The sequence below is a fragment of the Leifsonia sp. LS1 genome (assembly GCF_020521355.1).
In the GTDB taxonomy this organism is placed as follows: Bacteria; Actinomycetota; Actinomycetes; order Actinomycetales; family Microbacteriaceae; genus Leifsonia.
Map to the genome: position 1 here is coordinate 72,720 of NZ_BPER01000001.1, position 21,172 is coordinate 93,891.

Consider the following 21,172-nt stretch of genomic DNA (forward strand, 5'->3'; position numbering starts at 1 on the left):
CAACGCGCGTCGGCGGGGCCCGCACGACGAAGCAGAGAGGGAGAGAAGTGACCGCATCCACCGCATCCGCGGGCGCCGGCGTCCGGTTCGAGAACGTCGGGGTCACCTACCCCAACGGCTCCGCGGGGCTCCGCGACGTCAGCCTCGACATCGCCCCGGGCGAGATGGCCGCCGTCGTCGGGCTCTCGGGCGCGGGCAAGTCGACCTTGATCCGCACGATCAACGGTCTGGTGCCGATCACCGCGGGCGAGATCACGGTCGGCGATCGCCGGCTGAACGGCCTGCGCGGGCGCAGGCTGCGCGAGCTCCGCAGCGACGTCGGGATGGTCTTCCAGAGCTTCAACCTCGCCAAGCGCACCACGGTTCTCAACAACGTCCTGATGGGCCGGCTCTACCACACGTCCGCCTGGCGGGCGCTGCTCGGCGCCTGGGCCAAGGACGATGTCGAGCTGGCCATGCAAGCACTGGAGCGCGTCGAGATCGTGCCGAAGGCGTACGCCAGCGCATCCGAGCTCTCGGGCGGACAGCAGCAGCGCGTCGCCATCGCGCGCACGCTCGCTCAGCGGCCGAAGGTCATCCTCGCCGACGAGCCGGTGGCCTCCCTCGACCCGCCGACCTCGCATGTCGTCATGCGCGACCTGCAGCGCATCAACGCGGAGCTCGGCATCACGGTCGTGGTCAACCTCCACTTCCTCGACCTGGCACGCCGCTACGGCTCGCGCCTGATCGGGCTCCGCAGCGGCGAGATCGTCTTCGACGGCACCGGTGCCGACGCCGACGAGGCCGTGTTCGAGTCGATCTACGGCCGGTCGCTGACCGCGGACGACGTGCTCGACGCGCCGGCGGTGCAACTGTGACCACCGCTCCGGGGTCGCTGCGGCCGGTGCGGCCGCGCACGGGCTGGAAGGCGGCGATCGCCGTCCTGATCGTCGCGGCCATCACCGTCTGGTCGGCCGTCGCCGTGCAGGTCGACATCGGCGCGCTGTTCGCCAACGCGCAGAACGCGTCGAACACCTTCATCCAGCTGTTCCAACCGGACTACACGTTCTTCCCCGAGACGCTGCCGGCCCTCCTCCAGACCGTCCAGATGGCCGTCATCGCCACCGCAGTGAGCGTCGTCGTCGCGCTCCCGCTCTCGTTCCTCGCCTCCCGGGCGACGAACCCTCACGGCGTCGTGCTCGGCGTCGTACGGTTCGTGATGAACGTCGTGCGCAGCGTGCCCGACCTCCTCTACGCGTCGCTCTTCGTGACCGTGGTCGGAACAGGCGCCCTTTCCGGCATCCTCGCGCTCGTCCTCTTCAACGTCGGGATTCTGGTCAAGCTCGTCTCCGAGGCCCTCGACGGCCTCGACCGCGGCGGTCAGGAGGCCGCCCTCGCCTCGGGGGCCACCTGGTTCCGCGCCAACCGCGCCGCAATGGTCCCGGAGGTCGCCCCCACCTTCCTGTCGCAGACCATCTACGTGCTCGAGCTCAACATCCGCGCCTCGACCGTCATCGGCCTCGTGGGCGCGGGCGGCCTCGGCATGCTCATCGACAAGGTGAGGACCTTCTACCAGTACCACTACCTGAGCATGATCATCCTGGAGGTCCTGGTGCTGGTCGTCCTGCTCGAGCTCCTCAGCTCCATCGCCCGCAGGAAGCTGCTCCGATGACCGCGCTCACCGGCACCACCGCCTCGCACGTCGCCGGTGCGGCCGCGGGCGGGGGATCCCCGGAGCGCCCTGGTCGGGAGCGCCCTGGCGGGGAGCGCCCGAAGCGCCCGCTGCGCGTCGGCCGCGCGATCGTCTGGGCTGTCGTGACCGCCGTCGTGGTCGCCGCCTTCTGGGGCGTCGACATCTCGTGGGACGCCCTTCTGCAGCTACCCCAGAAGCTCACCCACTATCTCGGGCTGATGTTCCTGCCGCCGGCGTGGGACAAGCTCCCCGACGCCCTCTCGGCCACGATGCTGTCGGTCGCCATGGCATGGTTCGGCACCGTGCTCGGCATCATCGTGTCGTTCCCGCTCAGTCTGCTCGCGACGCGCGGGCTCACCCCGGCGGTCGTGCACTGGCCGCTGCGCGCGGTGTTCGCCGTGCTGCGGGCCGTGCCCGAGGTCGTCATCGCCGTGCTGATGCTGTCGGTCACCGGGCTCACGGCCTACACCGGCGCCCTCGCCATCGCGATCGGCTCCATCGGGACCCTCGGCAAGTGGGGCTACGAGAGCTTCGAGTCCGTGGACCGCGGCCCGATCGAGGCGGCGACCGCGGCCGGCGCCTCCCGCGTACGGATCATGCGCTGGGGCGTGTGGCCGAGCGCCAAGCCCGATGTGCTCGCGTTCTGGCTCTACCGCTTCGAGATCAACGTGCGCGCCTCGGCCATCCTGGGCCTCATCGGGGCCGGGGGAATCGGCAAGATGCTGGTCGACAACATCCAGTTCCGCGTCTGGGACGTCGTCGGGATGCTCATGCTCGTGGTCGTCGTGGTCACCATGGTCATCGACCAGCTGTCGGGCATGGTGCGGCACCGCATCATCGCCGGCCGGTGGGAGCTCCCGGTCGTCTCCGCGCTTCGCCGTCGAGCCAGTAGGGTGACCTCGTGACCCTCGCCGAGACACCCGCCGGCCTCCGCATCCTGCACCTGAGCGACACCCATCTGTTCGGCGACGGACGCCTCCACTACGGGCAGGTGGACACGCTCGCCGCCCTGGATCGGACACTCGCCCGCGCCGGGTCGCTCGACACGCTCGACCTCGTGGCCGCCACCGGCGACCTCTCCGACGACGGAGGAGAGCAGAGCTACCGGCTCCTGGCCTCGCGCCTCGCGCGGTTCGCCTCCGACCGCGGCGCCGACCTCGTCTACGCGATGGGCAATCACGACCTCCGCGCCGGATTCGAGGCCGTGCTCGGCGCGCGGGAGACGGTGACCCTGCGCCACGGATTCCGCATCGTCACGCTGGACACCTCCGTCCCCGGCGCGGGCTACGGCTCGCTCGATGCCGATCAGCTCGACCGTCTCGCCGGGATCCTCGCGGTACCGGCTCCGCACGGCACCATCGTGGCCCTGCACCACCCTCCCGTGCCCGCGTCGAGCGCTCTGCTCGCCGCGCTCGAGCTCAGCAACCCGGAGGCGCTCCTCGACGTGTGCGCCGCCGGCGATGTGCGCCTCATCCTCGGCGGCCACTACCATCACGCTCTCGCGGCGCAGGCGCGGGGGATCCCTGTCGTGGTCGCCCCGGGCGTCGCGAACAGCTCGGACCCCCTCGCGGCCGCAGGAACCGAGCGCGCCGTCGTCGGCTCGGGCTTCGCCGTCGTCGAGCTGCCCGCCGAGGGGGAGCCGCGCGTCGTGTTCCTCCCGGCTCCGGGTCCGGACGACGGGTCGGAGATCTTCGACCTCGACGCCACCGAGGTCGCCCGCATCGCCGACGCGGCGGGAAGCGGCGCATGAGCGAGCCACGACAGAGCGAGCAGCGGCCCGGCGAGCAGCGGCCCGGCGCCGTCATCGCGACCATCCGCAGCCTCCTGCCGTCACTGCTCCCCACGGAGCGTGCCGTCGCCGCTGTGCTCCTGGAGCGCTCGGCCGAGATCGTGGAGCTCAGCTCGCAACAGGTCGCCGACCTCTCGGGCGCGTCCCGGGCGACGGTCGTGCGCACCTGCCAGAGCCTCGGTTTCACCGGCTACCAGCAGCTGCGGGTGCTCCTGGCCCGGGATGCCGCGGCTCTGCCGGCGACGACCGCCGCTTCGCCCACCGGCGCGGCCGGCATCGTCGCGCACACCTTCACCCAGCTCGCCGACCGCGTCTCCGACATGCTCGCCCTGCTCGACGCCGACTCGATCGAGCGCGCCGTCTCCCTACTCGCCGCCGCCGGCCGCGTCGTCGTCGTCGGCAACGGCCTCTCCGCCCCGCTCGCGTCGGACGCCGCCGCCCGCCTCACCAGCATCGGCCGCGCCGCGGAGGCCCAGTCCGACGTCATCGGCCAGCAGATCACGGCCCGCCTGCTCGAACCCGGCGATCTCCTCCTGGTCGTCAGCGGCAGCGGCTCCAACGCCGTCACCCTGCGCACCGTCGCCGCCGCGAAAGCCGCCGGCGCCGACGTCGTCGCCGTCACCGCGTTCGGCCGCAGCCCCATCGCGCAGGCCGCCACGCTGACGCTGGTCGTCACCATGCCCGACCTCACCTTCCGCGACGAGATCACGCTCGCCTCCCGACTCCCCCAGGCCATCCTCATCGAGGGCCTCGTCGCTGCCACGACCGACCGCCTCGGCGACGCCGCCACCCGCGCGAAGAGCCTCGCTCTCGACGCGATCAGCACGAACCTGGCGGAGTAGGAGTCGAGGTGTTCATCCCGCCACGGCCTCCCGGACGCCCGGCGGGATGAGGGCGGCGCCCCGCTCGAGTCGCGGCACAGGCACCCCGAGCCTCCGCGCTTCGGCGAGCGCGTCCAGCACCACCCGCACGGGTTCGGCAGCGAGCGCGTCCGTGTGCGCCGCGAGACTCACCTGCGCGAGCGGCACCTGACTCGTGGCCAGCGCCACCCCTGCGGCGATCAGCCATGACGGTCTCCGCAGCAGCGTCAACGCGGCCCTCTGCCCGCGCAGGTCGACCCCCCTCCGCCTCAGGACCGGCAGCAGCTCCCGGCTGATCAGGAACGCCTCGCGGAAGCTCCGCGGCTTTCCGATCATCGCCGAGAGCGATCCGACCCGCAGCGCCTCCGCGTGCATCCCGACGTCCGCCACGAAGTGGGCGAAGAGCCAGCCCCGGATGTCCTGCTGCTCGCCCACCGTCAGTCCGGCGCTCGCGAAGAGGTCCCGCACGGCACGCTCGCGATCGCTCGGGCGGCCCCTGTCGAGGGGGCCGAAGACGACCCGCCGCATCAACACGCCGTGCAGGACCCCCTCAGCGTCGAATCCCCCGCCGGCCTGGGGGAAGCCCCAGACGAGGTGCTCGGCCGGTAGCGGCGCCACCGCGTCGAGAGGCTCTTCCCAGACGTTGCCGAACACGAGGACGGACGCGTGACCGATGCGGGCCGCGAGGAACTCCGCCGCTCCCCCCAGCGCGTGGTGTCCCACACTCAGGACGACGACATCGAAGCCATCGTCGGGTGCGAGCTCTTCCCGATAGCGCGGCGACCAGGCGATCGGCCCCCGCCCCTTGCCGGCCCCGCGGCGGCGGTCGATCAGCTCCATCTCGACGCTGTCGCCGTACGCGGCGGCGCGCCCCGGGCGCACCAGGAATTCGACCTCGTGTCCCGCCTGCTCCAGCGCCCACCCATAGATCGACGCGATCACCCCGCGCCCGAACATCAGGACCTTCACCGCTGCCACCACTTCCGTTAATATGGAGATTGTCTCCACTTGAACGATATGGAGACGATCTCCACTTGTCAACGAGAGAAGGATCAGCACGATGGCGAGAGCCGAGCGGGCCGATGTCCGTCGCAACCGCGAAGCGATCATCGACGCCGCTCGCCTCGCCTTCCGCCGCGGCGAGTCCGACCGGCGCTTCGACGACTTCGCCGCCCTCGCCGGTGTCGGCGTCGGCACCCTCTACCGGCACTTCCCGACCCGGGAGGCTCTCGCCGCCGCCATCTACCGCGACGAGGTCGACGCGCTCGGCCGGGAGGCACGGCGCCTTCTCGACGAGAGCCCGCCCGAGGCGGCCCTCGCCGCCTTCCTGCGCTCGTTCGTGCACCTCATCGGCTCCGAGCCGGCCCTCGCGCGAACCCTCGCAACGCACATGCGCGACCGCCCGGACGTGCAGGCGGAGGGCGCCGACACGCTCGGCGCGTCGATCGTCGCCCTGGTTGACGCCGCGGTCGAGGGCGGGCGCCTCCTCAACGACCTCACCCCCGGCGTCATCCTCGCCGCACTCCACGGCATCAGCTCCTCCACCGGCCGCCCCGGCTGGGAGGCCGACGCCGAGAGGCTCATCGCCGCACTCGTGCGCGAACGCACGTGAACGACCCCGCGGGATGACGGCCCGGAGATGACGAAAGGCCCCCGATCTCTCGGAGGCCTTCTCGTTTTCACTCTCGTGCGCGAGGGGGGACTTGAACCCCCACGCCCTTGCGGGCACTGGCACCTGAAGCCAGCGCGTCTGCCAATTCCGCCACTCGCGCGCAACCAGGGAAGAGTAACACGACAGCCGCGCCGACCACGAATCCAGCGGGCGTCCACCGGTCGCGGGGCTCATCCGATCGGTGTATCTTCACCGGACGGTCAGGCGCTCGGAGGCTGGTTCCCGAGGGTTCCGACTAACATGCATGTAGCTGGCGAGCCGGGAGCGGGAGACTGTGGGCATACTGGACAACTTCGAGCGGGGGCTCGAGCGCGCTGTCAATGGCGCGTTCGCGAAGACCTTCCGTTCCGGTCTGCAGCCTGTGGAGCTGACCAGCGCACTGCGTAAGGAGCTCGACACGAAGGCCGCCGTGGTCGCCCGTGACCGGGTGCTCGCGCCCAACCGTTTCGTGCTGCGCATGTCGCCCGCCGACTACCAGCGGATGCGCTCCATGGGGGCGGCTCTGACCGACGAGCTCATCACGTTCGTCCAGAAGCACGCGACCAGCCAGCACTACCAGTTCGCCGGCGGGATCTCGATCGAGCTGGCGGAGGATGCGGACATCTCGGTGGGGATGCTGCAGATCGACTCGGAGAACGTGAAGGGCGACGTCGCCTGGACTCCCGTGCTCGAGATCAACGGCACCCACTACCCGATCACCCGGTCGCGCACGGTCGTCGGCCGTGGGAGCGACGCCGACATCACCGTCGACGACACCGGGATCTCGCGCCGCCACGTGATGATCACGTGGGACGGCCACCGCGCCCAGGTCGAGGATCTCGGCTCCACCAACGGCTCGAAGCTGAACGGAGAGCCGGTACGCAAGGGCATCCTGGAACCGGAGTCCGTCGTGACGATCGGCCGCACCCGCATCGTGTTCCGCGTGCTGCCCCAGGCGGCGCCCGGCCGCCCCGCCTCCGCCCCGGACGACGCCACCCGCCGCCACGATGTGGGCAACTTCTGGAGCACCTCGTGAACCCGAGCGAACTGACGCTGCTCGTCCTGCGGTTCGGCTTCCTGCTCCTGCTCTGGCTGTTCGTCTTCGGCATCGTCTACGCGCTCCGCACCGACCTGTTCGGTCAGCGCGTGCGCAAGCTCCCGGAGGCGCAGGGCGCCGCCGCTCCGGCCTCCCCCTTCCCCGGCGGAGGCCCCGCTGCCGCAGCTGGTGCCGCTCCCGCCGCCGCAGCCGCCGTGACCGAGCCGGTGCAGCGGCACGCGCCCGTGTCGTCCCTGCCGTCCGGCGCGAACGCCGCTCTCGGCGGCATCAACGCGAGCGTGCAGACCGCGCATCGTCTCGTCATCACCTCCGGCCCGCGGGCCGGCACGGAGCTACCGCTCGGCCGCGATCCCATCACCATCGGCCGCTCCAGCGAGTCCGGCCTCGTCATCCGCGACGACTACACCTCGACCCACCACGCCCGGCTGCTGCTCTGGAACGACGAGTGGATGATCCAGGACCTGGACTCCACCAACGGCACCTTCCTCGACGGCCGCCGCGTGACGGTCCCGACCCAGGTCCCGCTCGACACCCCGATCAAGATCGGGACGACCACGTTCGAGCTGCGACGGTAGCCGTGGCAACGACGAACCGGGCGGCGGCGCTCTCGCACGTCGGAAAGATCCGATCGAACAACCAGGACTCCGGATACGCGGGTCATGGGCTCTTCGTGGTCGCCGACGGGATGGGCGGGCACGCTGGCGGAGACGTCGCGAGCGCGATCGCGGTGGGCCGCATCCGCGAGGCCGACGTCGAGTACTCGACCGCCACGGAGGCCGAGTTCGCCCTCCAATCCGCCATGATCGCCGCCAACTCCCTGCTCGCCGAGACGGTGTTCGAGCATCCCGAGCTCACCGGGATGGGCACGACCGTCAGCGCCTTGATCCGCGTGGGCGACCAGATCGCGCTCGCCCACATCGGCGATTCGCGCATCTACCTGTTCCGCGACGGCGAGCTGAAGCAGGTCTCGATCGACCACACGTTCGTGCAGCGCCTCGTCGACAGCGGTCGGATCACCGAGGAGGAGGCGATGGTGCACCCCCGCCGCTCGGTCCTGATGCGCGTGCTGGGCGACGTCGACGCGTCCCCCGAGATCGACACCTGGGTGCTGGACACCAAGCCGGGCGATCGATGGCTGATCTGTTCGGACGGGCTGAGCGGCGTGGTCAAGAACGACGACCTGCAGGCAGCGCTCGCCACACGCGACGCGCCCAAGCAGGTCGCCGAGCGCCTGCTGAAGCAGAGCCTCGACGCCGGCGCCCCGGACAACGTCACCGTCGTCATCCTCGACATCGCCGACACGGGGCCGGGCGACGTGGTCAAGGATCCGATCACCGTCGGCTCGGCCGCGGCACCGCTGCAGTTCGGCAGCGAGCCGAAGCCGGCCGTGCGCGCCTCGCGCCTGCCGACCCTCCGCCTGCATCCCGTGCGCCCGGCCTCCGGGCCGACGCATTTCGAGCCGCAGTCCGACGACTACCTCGACGAGCTGATCGAGGAGGACGCCCGCCGCGCACGCCGCCGCCGCGCCACCTGGATGGTCGGCCTGGTGGTGCTCGTGCTCGCGATCGTCGCCGCCGCGTTCATCGGCTATCAGTGGACCCAGTCGCGCTTCTTCGTCGGCGCATCGAGCGCCGGCAAAGTCGCCATCTTCCAGGGCGTGCAGCAGGACCTGGGACCGATCAGCCTGTCGCACGTCTACGAGCAGACCGATGTGACGGTGGACGACCTGCCGGAGTACGACAAGCAGCTCGTCAAACAGACCATCAACGCCGACGACCTCGCGGCGGCCCGTTCGATCGTGGAGCAGTTGAGCGATGCCGTCAAACAGTAGCGTCGCAGAGTCGCGATCGGCCGCGCGGGCCGCGTCCACGACCGCCACCGGTCCGATCAAGCGGCTGCGCCTGCCCGCGAAGCTCCGCAACCTGGAGCTGTTCCTGCTGCTCATCGCCTGCGCGATCAACGCGGCCGCCGTCGTGCTCGTCCAGCTGGGCGCACTCGGCCATGTCGACCTGACACTCGTCTACCTCGGCGCAGGCCTGTCCGTGCTGGTGATCGGGATGCACGTCGCGCTGCGGTTCGTCGCCCCGCAGGCCGACCCCTTCCTGCTGCCGATCGCGACCGTGCTGACCGGGATCGGGATCGCCGAGATCTACCGCATCGACATCCACTACGGCGACAACGGCTGGGACAGCGCGGGCGTCAAGCAGATCGCCTGGACGGCCATCGCGATCGTCTGCGCGCTCGCGGTCATCATCGTGATCCGCAACCACCGGGTGCTCCAGCGCTACACGTATATCTTCGGTTTCGCGGCGCTCATCCTCCTGCTGCTGCCCATGCTGCCCGGCATCGGCAAGGAGATCTACGGGGCGCGCGTGTGGATCGGGATCGGTCCGTTCAGCTTCCAGCCCGGCGAGATCGCCAAGCTGTGCCTCGCGATCTTCTTCGCCGGCTACCTGGTGCAGGCGCGCGACTCGCTGTCGATGGTCGGCACGAAGATCCTGGGCATCCGCTTCCCCCGTGCCCGCGACCTCGGCCCGATCCTCATCGTCTGGCTCATGTCGATGGCGGTCATCGTGTTCCAGCGCGACCTCGGCACCGGCCTGCTCATCTTCGGGCTCTTCCTCGTGATGCTGTACGTCGCGACGGCGCGCATCAGCTGGGTCATCCTCGGCCTCCTGCTCATCGTCGGCGGTGCGATCGTGGCCAGCCAGGTGCTGGTCTACGTGCACGACCGGTTCGAGAACTGGCTGAACCCGTTCGCGCAGAAGGTGTACGACGCCGACGGCGGAAGCTTCCAGCTGGTGCAGGGGCTCTTTGGTCTCGCGCACGGCGGCCTCATCGGGACCGGGCTGGGCCAGGGGCAGCCCTGGGTCACACCGGTCTCGCAGAGCGACTACATCATCGCCAGCATCGGCGAAGAGCTCGGCCTCGCCGGCCTGTTCGCGATCTTCGCCCTCTACCTCGTGTTCGTCGCGCGCGGACTGCGCATCGGCTTCGCCGGGCAGGACGACTTCGGCAAGCTGCTCGCCGTGGGCCTCGCGTTCACTGTCGGACTGCAGTGCTTCATCGTGATCGGCGGTGTCACCCGGGTCATCCCGCTCACGGGCCTGACGACGCCGTTCCTGGCCGCCGGCGGCTCCTCGCTGGTGGCGAACTGGATCATCGTCGCGCTGCTGCTGCGCCTGTCGGACACCGTCCGCAACCAGCCCCGCTTGGTGGTGAGCTAGACCATGAACCGCGAGATCAAACGCGTCAGCATGATCGTCCTGGCGATGTTCGTCGCCCTGCTCGTGTCGACCTCCATCCTGACGGTCTTCCAGGCCGACTCGCTCTCGGCCGACGCCCGCAACACGCGCGCCCGCAACGACAGCTACGCGTCCCAGCGCGGCGCGATCCTCGTCGCCGGCCAGCCGATCGCGCAGTCGGTCGCCGCGAAGGATGTCTACAAGTGGCAGCGCGTCTACAGCAACGGTCCGCTGTACTCGGCGGTGACCGGCTTCTACCCGATCAACGGCGAAGCCACGGGCCTGGAGGGTGCGCTCGACGAGCAGCTGAGCGGCACCTCCAACTCGCAGTTCTTCGACCGGATCAACTCGATCCTCACCGGCAAGAACCCCCAGGGCGCCTCGGTCGAGACGACCATCGACCCGGTCGCGCAGCAGGCCGCGTGGGATGCGCTCGGCGACTACCAGGGCGCCGTCGTGCTGATGGAGCCGAAGACGGGTCGCATCCTCGCAATGGTGTCCAAGCCCACCTACGACCCGAACGTGCTGGCCTCGCACGACACGGAGGCGGTCAACTCTACGTACCAGCAGCTGCTCGACGCGTCCGGCGACCCCCTGATCAACCGCACCATCGGCGGCGACCTCAACCCGCCTGGTTCGACCTTCAAGCCCGTCATGAGCGCCACCGCGTTCGGCACCGGCACGTACACGAAGGACAGCCAGCTGCCGAACCCGGCGTCGCTGCAGCTGCCCGGCTCCCCCACCATCGTGAAGAACGACTCGCTGACCACCTGCGGCTCCGGCGAGACGGTCTCCATCGCGACCGCGCAGATCCTCTCCTGCAACATCCCGTTCGCCGAGCTCGGGATGCAGCTGGACGCGCAGACCATCAAGAACCAGGCCGACAAATTCGGCTTCAACCAGTCGCTGAAGATCCCGATCCCGGTCGAGAAGAGCGTCTACCCGCTCTACGAGGACCCGGCGTTCCGCGCACTCGGGTCGTTCGGACAGAAGGACGACAAGGCCACCCCGCTGCAGATGGCGATGGTGTCGGCCGCGGTCGCCAACGGCGGCAAGCTGATGTACCCGAATCTGGTCGACTCGATCCGCAGCTCGGATCTGCAGACCATCGAGAGCTTCCAGGCGAAGGAGCTGTCGCAGCCGATGTCCCAGGAGAACGCCGACACGATCAAGCAGATGATGGTCGACGGCGTCAATGAGGGAGTGGCCAGCAATGCAAGAATAGACGGGGTCCAGGTCGGCGGGAAGACGGGGACGGCGCAGAACGGCGACGATGAGCCGTACACGCTCTGGTTCACCGGGTTCGCACCGGCGAACGACCCTCGGTTCGCGGTTGCGGTAGTCGTTGAAGATGGCGGTGGACGAGGTCAGAGCGGCACGGGCAATTCGATCGCCGCTCCGATCGCGAGAAAAGTACTAGAGGCGGTGCTGAATAAATGAGACCCACAGCAGGGCTCACCTTCGGAGGACGTTACGAGCTGCAGTCGCGCATCGCGATCGGCGGCATGGGCGAGGTGTGGCAGGCCACCGACCTCGTGATCGGCCGCACGGTGGCGATCAAGATCCTCAAGGACGAGTACCTCGGCGACCCCGGGTTCCTCGAACGCTTCCGCGCAGAGGCCCGCCACGCCGCGCTCGTCAACCACGAGGGCATCGCCAACGTCTATGACTACGGCGAGGAGGAGGGCAGCGCCTACCTCGTCATGGAGCTCGTCCCCGGCGAGGCGCTCTCGAGCATCCTCGAGCGGGAGCACGTGCTCAGCACCGACCGCACGCTCGATATCGTCGCGCAGACCGCCGCGGCGCTCCACGCCGCCCACGCCGCCGGCCTGGTGCACCGCGACATCAAGCCGGGCAACCTGCTGATCACCCCCGACGGCCGTGTCAAGATCACGGACTTCGGCATCGCCCGCATCGCCGACCAGGTCCCGCTCACCGCCACCGGCCAGGTCATGGGCACCGTGCAGTACCTGTCGCCGGAGCAGGCGTCCGGTCACCCCGCATCGCCCACCACGGACATCTACTCGCTGGGTATCGTGGCGTACGAGTGCCTCGCCGGCCGTCGCCCCTTCACCGGCGAGTCGCAGGTCGCGATCGCGATGGCGCAGATCAACGAGGCGCCGCCGGAGCTCCCGGCGACCGTCGCCGAACCGGTGCGCAACCTGGTCTTCGCCTGCATCGCGAAGAACCCGGCGGACCGGCCGGCTTCCGCCGCCCACCTCGCGCGCGCCGCCCAGGCGCTGCGCCGCGGCGACGTGCGCGCCGCTGCCGCGTCCGTACCCGCCATCCTCGGCGGGGTCGCCGCGGCCGACGCCGCCACGATGCTGATGCCGTCGTCGCCGACCTCGCCGACGCAGTCGACCACCGTGCTCCCGTCGGCGGCCACCGCGGCGCAGACGACGCAGGCGGAGGCGGAGGAGCCGGTCGAGGAGAAGAAGCGCAGCCCCTGGACGTGGCCGCTGATCGCTCTCATCGCCCTGCTGGCTCTCGTCCTGATCGGCACGATCATCGCGCTGGTCGCACAGCCGAGCGGTACGAAGCCGACGCAGACCTCCACCACGAGCCAGACGCCGACGACCAAGCCGACGACGCCGACCCCCACGCCCACTGCCAACACGGCGCAGATCACGGAGAGCGACTTCCTCGGCAAGACCGCGGACGAGGCCCGCCAGATGCTCCAGAACCTCGGCATGGTCGCGGATGTGCAGACAGGCTCCGCGGCGACCTCCAAGGAACAGGTCAACACGGTCTACCGCGTGAACCCGACCGGCCCGGTGCCGAAGGGCTCGACGGTCACGGTGCAGGTCTACGGCGATGTCGCGGCCATCCCCACCCCGACGGACACCGTCTCGGCCAACCCGTCGTCGCCGCAGTCGCTCACCAACCCGGCCACGCAGATCACCGTCAGCTTCGGTTCGGCGGCCTGCCCCGCCGGCCAGAACCTGGTCGGCCGCGCACTCTACGTGAACGGTGCGCAGCAGACGCCGACGTCCGGCAACTCGACCGTGTGGGCGCCGACCTCGGCCGGCACCTACAAGCTCTCGTACACGATCTTCTGCGGCGAATCCGTGGAGTCGGCGCAGTCGCCGACCGTCGACTACGTGATCAACCCGAGCAGCACGCCGACGCCGCCGACGCCGTGACCGCGATCGTCTGACGGCCCCCGCACGAGGGAGACATTCAGAATCAGCCCGCTACACTAGCCGACAGCCACCGCCTGAGAAGGAGTCCGCATTGAGCCCAGATAGCCGCCTGCTCGCAGGCCGATATCAGCTGGGCGAACTGGTCGGGCGCGGGGGCATGTCCGACGTGCACCGCGGCACCGACACGCGTCTCGGGCGCACCGTGGCGATCAAGCTCCTGAAGCCCTCGCTCGCGACGGATCCGGCCTTCCGGACACGCTTCCGCCAGGAGGCCCAGGCCGCCGCCCGCATGGCGCACCCCACGATCGTCCGCGTCTTCGACGCCGGCGAGGAGACGGTGCACGAGCCCAATGGCCACGAGGCCCAGCTCCCGTTCATCGTGATGGAGTTCGTCGACGGCATCCTCCTGAAAGACCTCATCAAGAAGGGGCCGCTGGAGGTCTCGGAGGCCGTGCGGATCACCGAGGGCATCCTGACGGCCCTCGAGTACTCCCACCGCGCCGGGGTCGTTCACCGCGACATCAAGCCGGGCAACGTGATGATCACCAAGACCGGCCAGGTCAAGGTGATGGACTTCGGCATCGCACGGGCGATCAGCGACTCCTCGGCGACCGTCGCGCAGACTACCGCCGTGCTCGGCACGGCGAGCTACTTCTCGCCGGAGCAGGCGAAGGGCGAGTCCGTCGACGCCCGCACCGACCTCTACTCGACCGGCGTCGTCCTGTTCGAGATGCTCGCCGGCCGCCCGCCGTTCCGGGGAGACACCCCGGTCGCGGTCGCCTACCAGCACGTGAGCGAGACGCCGGTCGCGCCCAGCACGCTCAACCCCAAGGTCTCGCCCGCGATGGACGTGGTCGTGGCGCGCGCGCTGACCAAGGACCGCTTCGAGCGCTACCAGACGGTCGCCGAGTTCCGCGCCGACCTCGAGGAGGCCGCCGCCGGCCGCGTTCCCGTCCACAAGGAGACCGACGAGTTCGCCGAGACGCTGTTCGGCGCCCCGCCGAGCTCGGTGTCGGGCCCGGAGGCCGCGTTCCGCCAGCTCGCCGAGGACCAGACGATGACGCGCACCCAGCGCCGCCCTCCGGTCATCTGGATCTGGGCCGGCATCGCGGTGATGGCCGTGGTCATCGTCGCCGTGCTCGCCTGGGTGCTGCGCCTCGCCCCCACGACGACGATGCCCGAGACGTCGCGCACCGTGCCGAGTCTCTCCGGGCAGACGGTCGATCAGGCCACCGCCGCCCTCGAGAAGATGAAGCTCAAGTGGACGCAGACCACTGAGACGAGCTCGACCTATCCCGAGGGCCAGATCATCCGCAGCGACCCCGGTGCGGGCATCGTCGTCGCGACGGGCGACACGATCAACCTGTTCGTTTCGACGGGCAAGAAGACCGTGAGCGTCCCTGACGTCCACAACATGACGCTGGATGCCGCCAAGGCCGCCATCACTGCGGCTGGACTCACCGTCGGTCCCGTCACCTCGGAGAACTCGTCGTCGGTGGCCGCGAACATCGTCATCTCCACAGACCCGACGTCGCCCGGGAACGCGCATGAGGGCGACCCGGTCTCGCTCACGATCTCGAGCGGCAAGGTGACGCTCTCCGACCTCACAGGGCAGACCATCCAGGCTGCGACAGGCATCCTCTCGCAGCTCGGGCTCACAGCGAACCCGAAACCCGACTCGTCGTGCCCGCAGGACACAGGCGCCCCGTTGGTGCACTCGCAATCGGTCGCCCCGGGCGATGTCCCGCAGGGTTCGACGGTCGATCTGACCTACTGCTCGGGCTGAGCCGGCCGAACGCCTGCGCCGTGCGCAGCGAGAAGGCCCGGCCCTCCGAGTCGAGCGGTCTCAGCCCAGCTTGACCAGCGGGTTCAGGGCGCGTGACGCCTCGGCCGCACCGGCCAGTCCGGCGACCTCGAGCCAGTTGCCAAGCATCCGGTAGCCGCCTTCGGTGAGCACCGACTCCGGGTGGAACTGCACACCGTAGATCGGCGCCTCGCGGTGCTCGAGAGCCATGATGACGCCGCCCGGCGTACGTGCCGTGACGACGAGCTCCTCGGGGAGCGTGCCGTCCACGACCGCGAGCGAGTGGTAGCGCGTCGCGGTGAACGGCTGGGGGACGCCATCGAAGAGCGTGCTGCCGTCATGCCCGACCTGCGACGTCTTGCCGTGCATCAGCTCCTCGGCGTTGGTGACGACCCCACCGAACGCCTCGGCGATCGCCTGGTGCCCCAGGCAGACTCCGAGCAGGGGCTGGCCTGTCGCGAGGGCCTGCTCGACCACCGGGATCGAGATGCCGGCGTCCGCGGGCGTGCCCGGTCCGGGTGAGATCAGCACCGCGTCGTACTCGGCGAGACGTGCCGGGATGTCGGCCGTGGCGATGTCGTCGTTGCGCACGACCTCCGTCTGCGCGCCGAGCTCCCGGAGGTAGCCGTTCAGCGTGTAGACGAAGCTGTCGTAGTTGTCGATGACGAGTACGCGGGTCACGGCCCCACGGTACCTTCCTGTGGACCCAAGAGCGAATCCACCCACGGGAAGACCCAGGTCACCAGGACGAACAGGATGGCGACCACGAGGACCAACAGGATGAGGATGCGCACCCACACCGGTCCCGGCAGGATGCGCCACAGCGCTGCGTACATGTCAGCCTCCCTGGCCGGCGCCCACGACGGCGGCGATCTCGCTCGGAACGTCCTGGGGCGGGGCGTAGTTGTCGAAGACGTTGTAGGCGATGAGCCGCTCCCCGGCCGCGAACGGCGGGTTGCACGTCGTGATCGTCATGAGCCGCTCCGTCGGTGTCGCCTCGGGCTGCCGGGGGACGGGCAGGAGCACCTGCACGGCCGACGGCTGCACGTACTCGAAGTTACGGAACACGTAGGTGTACCAGCCGTCCTGCGTCTGCACGTAGATCTTGTCGCCGATGTGCAGCTTCGACAGGTCGATGAAGGTGTTGCCCCACCCGCTGTCGTGGCCGGCGACGGCGAAATTGCCGATCTGGCCGGGCATCTGGGTGTCGGCGTAGTGCCCGACGCCGGCGGTGTAGCTGTTGAGGACCTTCTCGACGTCGACGGTCTGGCGGATCGTCCGCTTCCAGTCGGCGCCGAGACGCGGGATGTAGATGACCGCGAAGGCCTGGTAGTCGGCCGGCTTCGCCATCACCGGGATGTCGATCTTCCCGTTCTCATCGGGTGTCGGAGTCGGCTTCGGCGCCTTCAGAGCGTCATCGATCCACTGCTGGCTCTGGCTGGCGGCCGCAGAACTCTGCTGCTTGTCGACGACGAGGTTGTTCCACCACATCTGCCAGCCGAGGAAGAGCAGGACGAGCACACCGGCCGTGATGAGGATCTCGCCGAGCACGCCGACGACGGTGGGATGTCGGTGCGGCTTGCGCTGCTTCGTGCCCCGGCTCCGGCCGCCACGACGCTCGGTTCCGCGCGGGCGACGCAGCTCGGGTTCGGTCGGGTCCGCCATATGGGAGATTCTAGGAGGAAAAGCTGGCGGAACGCCCAGACCGGTCCCGCTACACTGTTGTGCTATGGCACGCAGCAAGACGAAGACCAAGCCCGAGCGCAGCGCGCGGATCGCCTCCGCCTCCGGAGAGGAGGCGCCGAACCCGGTGTGGTTCAAGCCGGTGATGTTCGGCTTCATGCTGCTCGGCCTGGTGTGGATCATCGTCTTCTATGTCAGCCAGAACCAGTACCCCATCCCCGCCCTCGGCGCGTGGAACATCCTCGTCGGTTTCGGCATCGCCTTCATCGGCTTCCTCATGACCACCCGGTGGCGGTGACGCCGCTCCCCCGCCTGTGACGCTGCGCGTCGAGAAGCCCGGTCCGCTCTGGACCGGGCTTCTTCGTTTCCACAGTTATCCACATGCTGTTGTCCACACTGAGGACAACGAACTGTCACTCGTTCTCCCCAGTGTTAATAAGCCTGTGGAGAGTTACATCCGTGTAATTATCCCCACTGTTAACAACCCTGTGGATAACTTATCCACGCCTTGTGGGGAATGCGGACGACCGCTCGACGACGCGGATCAGAGGAAGCGGATCAGGCTCAAGGCGATCAGCAGGAGGCACAGCACGATGACCAGCGGCAGCTGGAGTCTGCGCCGGGAGGGCTTGCGCGTCTCCACGTAGATGAGTCCCACCAGGATGCCCCCGATCAACCCGCCGACGTGCGCCTGCCACGCGATGTTGAGACCGGGCAGGAATCCGATGCCGATGTTGAGCGCCACCAGCACGAGGATCTGCGTGGCATTGCCGCCGAGTCTCCGCTGGATGATGAAGAAGGCGCCGAACATGCCGAAGATGGCCCCGGACGCGCCGACCACCGGCTGCAGGGGACTGCTCAGCAGCAGCACGCCGACCGACCCCGCGAACCCGCTGATGAGGAACAGGCCGAGAAAGCGCAGCCTCCCGAGCATCGGCTCGAGGACGCTGCCGAAGATCCACAGCGTGTACATGTTGAGCAGGATGTGGATGATGCTCGCGTGTGCGAACACCGACGTCAGCAGCCGCCACGGCTCGAACGCCCGCGGATCCGAGTAGACGCCGGCGTACTGGATGGCGCGGGTCACCTCGGACCCGACCACGGGCAGCGACTGCAGGATGAACACGACGGCGCACAGCGCGATGATCGCGTAGGTGACGACGGGCGCGCCCTGGCCGGTCAGCCGCGGGATCCAGGCCGGCTTGGTCTTCGGCGCCGTGGCGCGCTGCTCCGCCATGCACTCCGGGCAGAAGACGCCGACCGCGCCCTGCGTCTGGCACTCACCGCAGATCGTGCGCCCGCAGCGCTGGCACAGCACATAGCTGACGCGGTCCGGATGCCGATAGCAATAGCTCGCTCGCGCGTCGACGGGCTGAGACATCTCCGCTGACTCGCCCGTCCGGTCTCAGACCTGCTCGATCTCGACCGACTCGATGACGACGTCGTCGAGCGGCCGGTCACGCGCGTCGGTCGGCACCTCGGCGAGCTTGTCGACGATCTTGCGCGACGCGTCGTCCGCGACCTCGCCGAAGATGGTGTGCTTGCCCTGCAGCCACGTGGTCGGTCCGACGGTGATGAAGAACTGCGAGCCGTTGGTGCCGCGGCCGCCCTGGATGCCGGCGTTGGCCATGGCGAGGATGTACGGCTGCGTGAAGTCGAGCTCGGGGTTGATCTCGTCGTCGAACTGGTAGCCCGGTCCGCCGATTCCCTGGCCGAGCGGGTCGCCGCCCTGGATCATGAAGCCGGGGATGATGCGGTGGAAGATCACGCCGTCGTAGAGCGGCGTGCTGGTCTTCTCGCCGGTCGCCGGGTGGGTCCACTCGATCTCACCGGTCGCCAGGCCGACGAAGTTGCGCACCGTCTTCGGCGCGTGGTTGCCGTAGAGGTTGACCTTGATGTCTCCGTAGTTGGTGTGGAGCGTGGCGACGGCGGTGTGCTTAGACATGGCCCAATTCTTACACAGGGGGTTAGCTGGTTATCCGCAGAGGACTTGACCTCTCGGTCCATCCCCAGCCCTTTCGGTGGCAAGATGGAGTCGGTTCGCTATTCCGACGCAATGGAGGTCCAGGATGAGCCTGACACGGAAGCGCAAGAAGGAGCTCAAGCGCCTGCGCAGCAGCGCGGAAGAGCTGTGGGGGCAGCAGCAGGAGGTGCTCGCGCACGCGAACTCCGTGGCTGCCGAAGCCCGCAAGCAGGCCGCCTACTACACCCGCGAGGAGATCGCACCGCGCGTTCGTGAGGGCTACGACTCGTACGTGCGCCCGGCCGCAGAAACCGCTGGCAAGGTCGCGGGCGCGGCGCGCGATCGTTTCGTCGGCGATGTCATCCCCGCCGTCGGATCCGCGGTCGGTACGGCCCTCTCGGTGGTGGACCACGCTCGCGCTGCTCGAGCCGCGGCCTTCAGCGGCGACTTCGCCAAGGCGCGCAAGGAGATCACCCGCAAGGTGAAGGTCCCTGCGAAGAAGAGCGGCCCGGGTGCAGGCACCATCGTCGCCATCAGCCTCGGAGCCATCGCCGCCGTGGGCGTGCTCTACGCGGTCTGGCAGACGTTCCGCGCCGACGACGAGCTGTGGGTCGCCGACGAGGAGCCCACGGCCCCCGCCGCCGAGTAGCACCACGACTCACCTCTCCGAGACCTCGTCCCGACGGGACGGGGTCTCGGGGTGCGTTCGGGGGTTACCCCGATAGCGGATCGGTGCGAGGGCGGCGAAGCTGGAGACATGAACATCCTCCAGCGTCCCCTCCACGGCCGCGTCCTCGGCGGCGTCTGCGCGGGCCTCGCGCAGCGCTTCGGCCTGACGCCGACGACGGTCCGCGTGCTCTTCCTGCTTTCGTGCCTGCTTCCGGGCCCGCAGTTCATCGCCTACATCGCGATGTGGATCATCATCCCGAGCGAACGACGCGACGTCGTCACCGTCTGATCGGCTCGCAGCCCCCGGCTCAGCGCAGGCCAGCCAGGCCGAGCGCCACGTCGACGAGATCGACCCGCCGGTTCGGGATGGCGTCCAGCCGGAACCACGCCGCCTCGTCCGTCGACCCGTCCCGCTCGTTCGTCAGCGTGCCGCTCACGACCGTTGCCCGGTAGACGATGCGCAGCGCATGCAATGGTCCGGCATCCGGTGTGAACCGCTGCTCCGCCGGGACCACCTTGGAATCGATGCCGAGCAGGTCTCCGGCGTCCGCCGCGTAGCCGGTCTCCTCCGCGATCTCACGCACGACGGCATCCACCGGATCCTCCCCGGGATCGATGCCGCCGCCCGGCAGCGTCCATCCCGAACGTCCGCCTTCGTTCCAGTGGGCGAGCAGGATGCGACCGTCATCCACGATGACGCCGTACGCGGCGACCCTGATATCCATGGCGACACCCTACTGCCGTTGTCGGCGGAGAGGAGCAGTATGGGGTGGTGCCCGAACTGCCGGAAGTCACCGCCCTCGCCGCCGATCTGAACGCGCGGCTGACCGGACGTGTCATCGACCGGCTGACGATCTCCGCTTTCGCGGCGCTGAAGACGTTCGATCCGCCGGTGGAAGCGCTGCATGGCCTCACCATCGCGGGCGTCTCGCGGCACGGCAAGTTCCTCGACGTCTCAGCGGGCGACCTCCACGTCGTCCTCCATCTGGCCCGGGCGGGGTGGATCCGGTGGCGCGAGACCCCTCCGCCGCCGCCGTCCGGTCGCCCCGGAAAGGGGCCTCTCGCCGCGCGCCTCGTGCTCGACGACGGCTCCGGCCTCGACATCACCGAGGCCGGCACGAAGAAGAGCCTATCGATCTCCGTGGTGCGGGATCCGTCGGACGTCCCTGGCATCGCGCGACTCGGTCCGGACCCGCTCGACGCGTCTTTCACGCGCGACGCGTTCGCGAGGATCCTCGCCGGGCAGGGCCGCGCGCAGATCAAGGGCGTGCTGCGCAATCAGTCGGTGATCGCCGGCATCGGCAACGCCTACTCGGACGAGATCCTGCATGCGGCGCGGATGTCGCCGTTCAAGCCGGCCGCCATGTCCGACGACGAGCTCGATCGGCTCTACGACGCGATGCAGTCGACTCTCCGGGAGGCACTCGCCCGTGCCGACGGTCTCGCCGCTTCGGAGCTCAAGAGCGAGAAGAAGTCGGGGCTGCGCGTCCACGGTCGTACCGGCGAGCCCTGCCCGGTGTGCGGGGACACGATCCGCCAGGTCATCTTCGCCGACTCCACCCTCCAGTACTGCCCCACCTGCCAGACGGGTGGCAAGCCGCTCGCGGATCGCGTGCTCTCCCGGCTCGTGAAGTGA

24 protein-coding genes and 1 tRNA gene are annotated in these 21,172 nt (G+C 69.3%); 17 read left to right on the plus strand and 8 right to left on the minus strand.

Annotated elements, in window-relative coordinates; translation table 11 throughout:
- Positions 1–47 precede the first annotated feature (47 nt).
- From phnC to LLS1_RS00425, 5 genes are read left to right on the plus strand one after another with little or no spacing between them, the layout of a single operon-like run.
- Positions 48–857: a phosphonate ABC transporter ATP-binding protein gene (phnC, locus tag LLS1_RS00405; RefSeq protein WP_223358792.1), complete on the plus strand. Its 810-nt coding sequence runs from the start codon at positions 48–50 to the stop codon at positions 855–857.
- Complete coding sequence (gene phnE, locus LLS1_RS00410; protein WP_226653121.1) at positions 854–1,651, plus strand: phosphonate ABC transporter, permease protein PhnE; 798 nt, start codon at positions 854–856, stop codon at positions 1,649–1,651. The genes phnC and phnE (LLS1_RS00410) overlap by 4 nt, the downstream gene beginning before the upstream one ends.
- Positions 1,648–2,577 carry a phosphonate ABC transporter, permease protein PhnE gene (phnE, locus tag LLS1_RS00415; RefSeq protein WP_226653122.1) on the plus strand — a complete coding sequence of 310 codons (930 nt, stop codon included), beginning with the start codon at positions 1,648–1,650 and terminating at the stop codon, positions 2,575–2,577. The genes phnE (LLS1_RS00410) and phnE (LLS1_RS00415) overlap by 4 nt, the downstream gene beginning before the upstream one ends.
- Positions 2,574–3,422 (plus strand): metallophosphoesterase, encoded by an 849-nt coding sequence (locus tag LLS1_RS00420; protein WP_226653123.1) that lies wholly within the window; start codon positions 2,574–2,576, stop codon positions 3,420–3,422. The genes phnE (LLS1_RS00415) and LLS1_RS00420 overlap by 4 nt, the downstream gene beginning before the upstream one ends.
- Positions 3,419–4,303, plus strand: a complete 885-nt coding sequence (locus LLS1_RS00425) for a MurR/RpiR family transcriptional regulator (RefSeq protein ID WP_226653124.1) — start codon at positions 3,419–3,421, stop codon at positions 4,301–4,303. The genes LLS1_RS00420 and LLS1_RS00425 overlap by 4 nt, the downstream gene beginning before the upstream one ends.
- A 12-nt stretch (positions 4,304–4,315) precedes the next feature.
- On the opposite strand, the gene LLS1_RS00430 is transcribed toward LLS1_RS00425, so the two are convergent.
- Complete coding sequence (locus LLS1_RS00430; RefSeq protein ID WP_226653125.1) at positions 4,316–5,299, minus strand: ketopantoate reductase family protein; 984 nt, start codon at positions 5,297–5,299, stop codon at positions 4,316–4,318.
- A gap of 82 nt (positions 5,300–5,381) precedes the next feature.
- Here LLS1_RS00430 and LLS1_RS00435 point away from each other — a divergent pair, with 82 nt between their 5' ends.
- Complete coding sequence (locus LLS1_RS00435; RefSeq protein WP_226653126.1) at positions 5,382–5,933, plus strand: TetR/AcrR family transcriptional regulator; 552 nt, start codon at positions 5,382–5,384, stop codon at positions 5,931–5,933.
- A gap of 76 nt (positions 5,934–6,009) precedes the next feature.
- Here the strand turns inward: LLS1_RS00435 and LLS1_RS00440 are convergent.
- A tRNA-Leu gene (locus tag LLS1_RS00440) sits at positions 6,010–6,093 on the minus strand.
- A 174-nt stretch (positions 6,094–6,267) separates the two neighbouring features.
- On the opposite strand from LLS1_RS00440, the gene LLS1_RS00445 reads away from it, so the two are divergent.
- From LLS1_RS00445 to pknB, 7 genes are all read left to right on the plus strand, one after another.
- The gene (locus LLS1_RS00445; RefSeq protein ID WP_223358785.1) at positions 6,268–7,008 is read left to right on the plus strand and encodes a DUF3662 and FHA domain-containing protein; all 741 of its coding nucleotides are present in this window, start codon (positions 6,268–6,270) and stop codon (positions 7,006–7,008) included.
- Positions 7,005–7,604, plus strand: a complete 600-nt coding sequence (locus tag LLS1_RS00450; protein ID WP_226653127.1) for an FHA domain-containing protein — start codon at positions 7,005–7,007, stop codon at positions 7,602–7,604. The genes LLS1_RS00445 and LLS1_RS00450 overlap by 4 nt, the downstream gene beginning before the upstream one ends.
- 2 nt (positions 7,605–7,606) lie before the next feature.
- Positions 7,607–8,860: a PP2C family serine/threonine-protein phosphatase gene (locus LLS1_RS00455; RefSeq protein ID WP_226653128.1), complete on the plus strand. Its 1,254-nt coding sequence runs from the start codon at positions 7,607–7,609 to the stop codon at positions 8,858–8,860.
- Positions 8,844–10,256 carry an FtsW/RodA/SpoVE family cell cycle protein gene (locus tag LLS1_RS00460; RefSeq protein ID WP_226653129.1) on the plus strand — a complete coding sequence of 471 codons (1,413 nt, stop codon included), beginning with the start codon at positions 8,844–8,846 and terminating at the stop codon, positions 10,254–10,256. Before LLS1_RS00455 ends, LLS1_RS00460 begins: the two co-directional genes overlap by 17 nt.
- Positions 10,257–10,259: 3 nt before the next feature.
- Positions 10,260–11,714 (plus strand): penicillin-binding protein 2, encoded by a 1,455-nt coding sequence (locus tag LLS1_RS00465; RefSeq protein ID WP_223358781.1) that lies wholly within the window; start codon positions 10,260–10,262, stop codon positions 11,712–11,714.
- The gene (locus tag LLS1_RS00470; RefSeq protein ID WP_226653130.1) at positions 11,711–13,417 is read left to right on the plus strand and encodes a protein kinase; all 1,707 of its coding nucleotides are present in this window, start codon (positions 11,711–11,713) and stop codon (positions 13,415–13,417) included. Before LLS1_RS00465 ends, LLS1_RS00470 begins: the two co-directional genes overlap by 4 nt.
- Positions 13,418–13,508: 91 nt before the next feature.
- Entirely contained in the window at positions 13,509–15,203 is a 1,695-nt protein-coding gene (gene pknB, locus LLS1_RS00475) for a Stk1 family PASTA domain-containing Ser/Thr kinase (protein WP_223358778.1), read from the plus strand.
- 60 nt (positions 15,204–15,263) lie between these two features.
- Here pknB and LLS1_RS00480 read toward each other — a convergent pair whose 3' ends face one another.
- Genes LLS1_RS00480 through LLS1_RS00490 form a run of 3 tightly spaced genes read right to left on the minus strand, consistent with a single transcriptional unit; the run spans position 15,264 to position 16,886 of the window.
- A complete protein-coding gene (locus LLS1_RS00480; protein ID WP_226653131.1) occupies positions 15,264–15,902 on the minus strand; it encodes an aminodeoxychorismate/anthranilate synthase component II in 639 nt (212 codons plus the stop codon).
- Positions 15,899–16,057, minus strand: a complete 159-nt coding sequence (locus LLS1_RS00485) for a hypothetical protein (protein WP_223358775.1) — start codon at positions 16,055–16,057, stop codon at positions 15,899–15,901. Before LLS1_RS00485 ends, LLS1_RS00480 begins: the two co-directional genes overlap by 4 nt.
- 1 nt (position 16,058) lies before the next feature.
- Positions 16,059–16,886, minus strand: coding sequence for a class E sortase (locus tag LLS1_RS00490; protein WP_226653132.1), 828 nt, complete (start codon positions 16,884–16,886; stop codon positions 16,059–16,061).
- A gap of 64 nt (positions 16,887–16,950) precedes the next feature.
- Between LLS1_RS00490 and LLS1_RS00495 the strand changes: the two genes are divergently transcribed.
- Positions 16,951–17,202 carry a cell division protein CrgA gene (locus LLS1_RS00495; RefSeq protein WP_223358771.1) on the plus strand — a complete coding sequence of 84 codons (252 nt, stop codon included), beginning with the start codon at positions 16,951–16,953 and terminating at the stop codon, positions 17,200–17,202.
- Positions 17,203–17,448: 246 nt separating this feature from the next.
- Here the strand turns inward: LLS1_RS00495 and LLS1_RS00500 are convergent, their stop codons facing one another.
- Together LLS1_RS00500 and LLS1_RS00505 are read right to left on the minus strand one after the other, a co-directional pair.
- Entirely contained in the window at positions 17,449–18,285 is an 837-nt protein-coding gene (locus LLS1_RS00500) for a rhomboid family intramembrane serine protease (RefSeq protein ID WP_226653133.1), read from the minus strand.
- Between the two features lie 24 nt (positions 18,286–18,309).
- Positions 18,310–18,849 (minus strand): peptidylprolyl isomerase, encoded by a 540-nt coding sequence (locus tag LLS1_RS00505; RefSeq protein ID WP_223358768.1) that lies wholly within the window; start codon positions 18,847–18,849, stop codon positions 18,310–18,312.
- Positions 18,850–18,973: 124 nt separating this feature from the next.
- Here LLS1_RS00505 and LLS1_RS00510 point away from each other — a divergent pair, with 124 nt between their 5' ends.
- Together LLS1_RS00510 and LLS1_RS00515 are read left to right on the plus strand one after the other, a co-directional pair.
- The gene (locus LLS1_RS00510) at positions 18,974–19,516 is read left to right on the plus strand and encodes a hypothetical protein (RefSeq protein ID WP_223358766.1); all 543 of its coding nucleotides are present in this window, start codon (positions 18,974–18,976) and stop codon (positions 19,514–19,516) included.
- A gap of 108 nt (positions 19,517–19,624) precedes the next feature.
- The gene (locus LLS1_RS00515; RefSeq protein WP_223358764.1) at positions 19,625–19,825 is read left to right on the plus strand and encodes a PspC domain-containing protein; all 201 of its coding nucleotides are present in this window, start codon (positions 19,625–19,627) and stop codon (positions 19,823–19,825) included.
- A gap of 19 nt (positions 19,826–19,844) precedes the next feature.
- On the opposite strand, the gene LLS1_RS00520 is transcribed toward LLS1_RS00515, so the two are convergent.
- The gene (locus tag LLS1_RS00520) at positions 19,845–20,261 is read right to left on the minus strand and encodes an NUDIX hydrolase (protein WP_226653134.1); all 417 of its coding nucleotides are present in this window, start codon (positions 20,259–20,261) and stop codon (positions 19,845–19,847) included.
- A 47-nt stretch (positions 20,262–20,308) separates the two neighbouring features.
- Here LLS1_RS00520 and LLS1_RS00525 point away from each other — a divergent pair, with 47 nt between their 5' ends.
- Positions 20,309–21,172, plus strand: coding sequence for an Fpg/Nei family DNA glycosylase (locus tag LLS1_RS00525; protein ID WP_226653135.1), 864 nt, complete (start codon positions 20,309–20,311; stop codon positions 21,170–21,172).

Excerpts from the sequence above, each read along its gene's own strand:
- phnE (WP_226653122.1), top strand. The coding sequence starts at position 1,648 with ATGACCGCGCTCACCGGCACCACCGCCTCGCACGTCGCCGGTGCGGCC.
- LLS1_RS00425 (WP_226653124.1), top strand. The coding sequence starts at position 3,419 with ATGAGCGAGCCACGACAGAGCGAGCAGCGGCCCGGCGAGCAGCGGCCC.
- LLS1_RS00435 (WP_226653126.1), top strand. The coding sequence starts at position 5,382 with ATGGCGAGAGCCGAGCGGGCCGATGTCCGTCGCAACCGCGAAGCGATC.
- LLS1_RS00460 (WP_226653129.1), top strand. The coding sequence starts at position 8,844 with ATGCCGTCAAACAGTAGCGTCGCAGAGTCGCGATCGGCCGCGCGGGCC.
- LLS1_RS00465 (WP_223358781.1), top strand. The coding sequence starts at position 10,260 with ATGAACCGCGAGATCAAACGCGTCAGCATGATCGTCCTGGCGATGTTC.
- LLS1_RS00470 (WP_226653130.1), top strand. The coding sequence starts at position 11,711 with ATGAGACCCACAGCAGGGCTCACCTTCGGAGGACGTTACGAGCTGCAG.
- LLS1_RS00485 (WP_223358775.1), bottom strand. The coding sequence starts at position 16,057 with ATGTACGCAGCGCTGTGGCGCATCCTGCCGGGACCGGTGTGGGTGCGC.
- LLS1_RS00490 (WP_226653132.1), bottom strand. The coding sequence starts at position 16,886 with ATGGCGGACCCGACCGAACCCGAGCTGCGTCGCCCGCGCGGAACCGAG.
- LLS1_RS00495 (WP_223358771.1), top strand. The coding sequence starts at position 16,951 with ATGGCACGCAGCAAGACGAAGACCAAGCCCGAGCGCAGCGCGCGGATC.
- LLS1_RS00500 (WP_226653133.1), bottom strand. The coding sequence starts at position 18,285 with ATGTCTCAGCCCGTCGACGCGCGAGCGAGCTATTGCTATCGGCATCCG.
- LLS1_RS00505 (WP_223358768.1), bottom strand. The coding sequence starts at position 18,849 with ATGTCTAAGCACACCGCCGTCGCCACGCTCCACACCAACTACGGAGAC.
- LLS1_RS00510 (WP_223358766.1), top strand. The coding sequence starts at position 18,974 with ATGAGCCTGACACGGAAGCGCAAGAAGGAGCTCAAGCGCCTGCGCAGC.
- LLS1_RS00515 (WP_223358764.1), top strand. The coding sequence starts at position 19,625 with ATGAACATCCTCCAGCGTCCCCTCCACGGCCGCGTCCTCGGCGGCGTC.
- LLS1_RS00520 (WP_226653134.1), bottom strand. The coding sequence starts at position 20,261 with ATGGATATCAGGGTCGCCGCGTACGGCGTCATCGTGGATGACGGTCGC.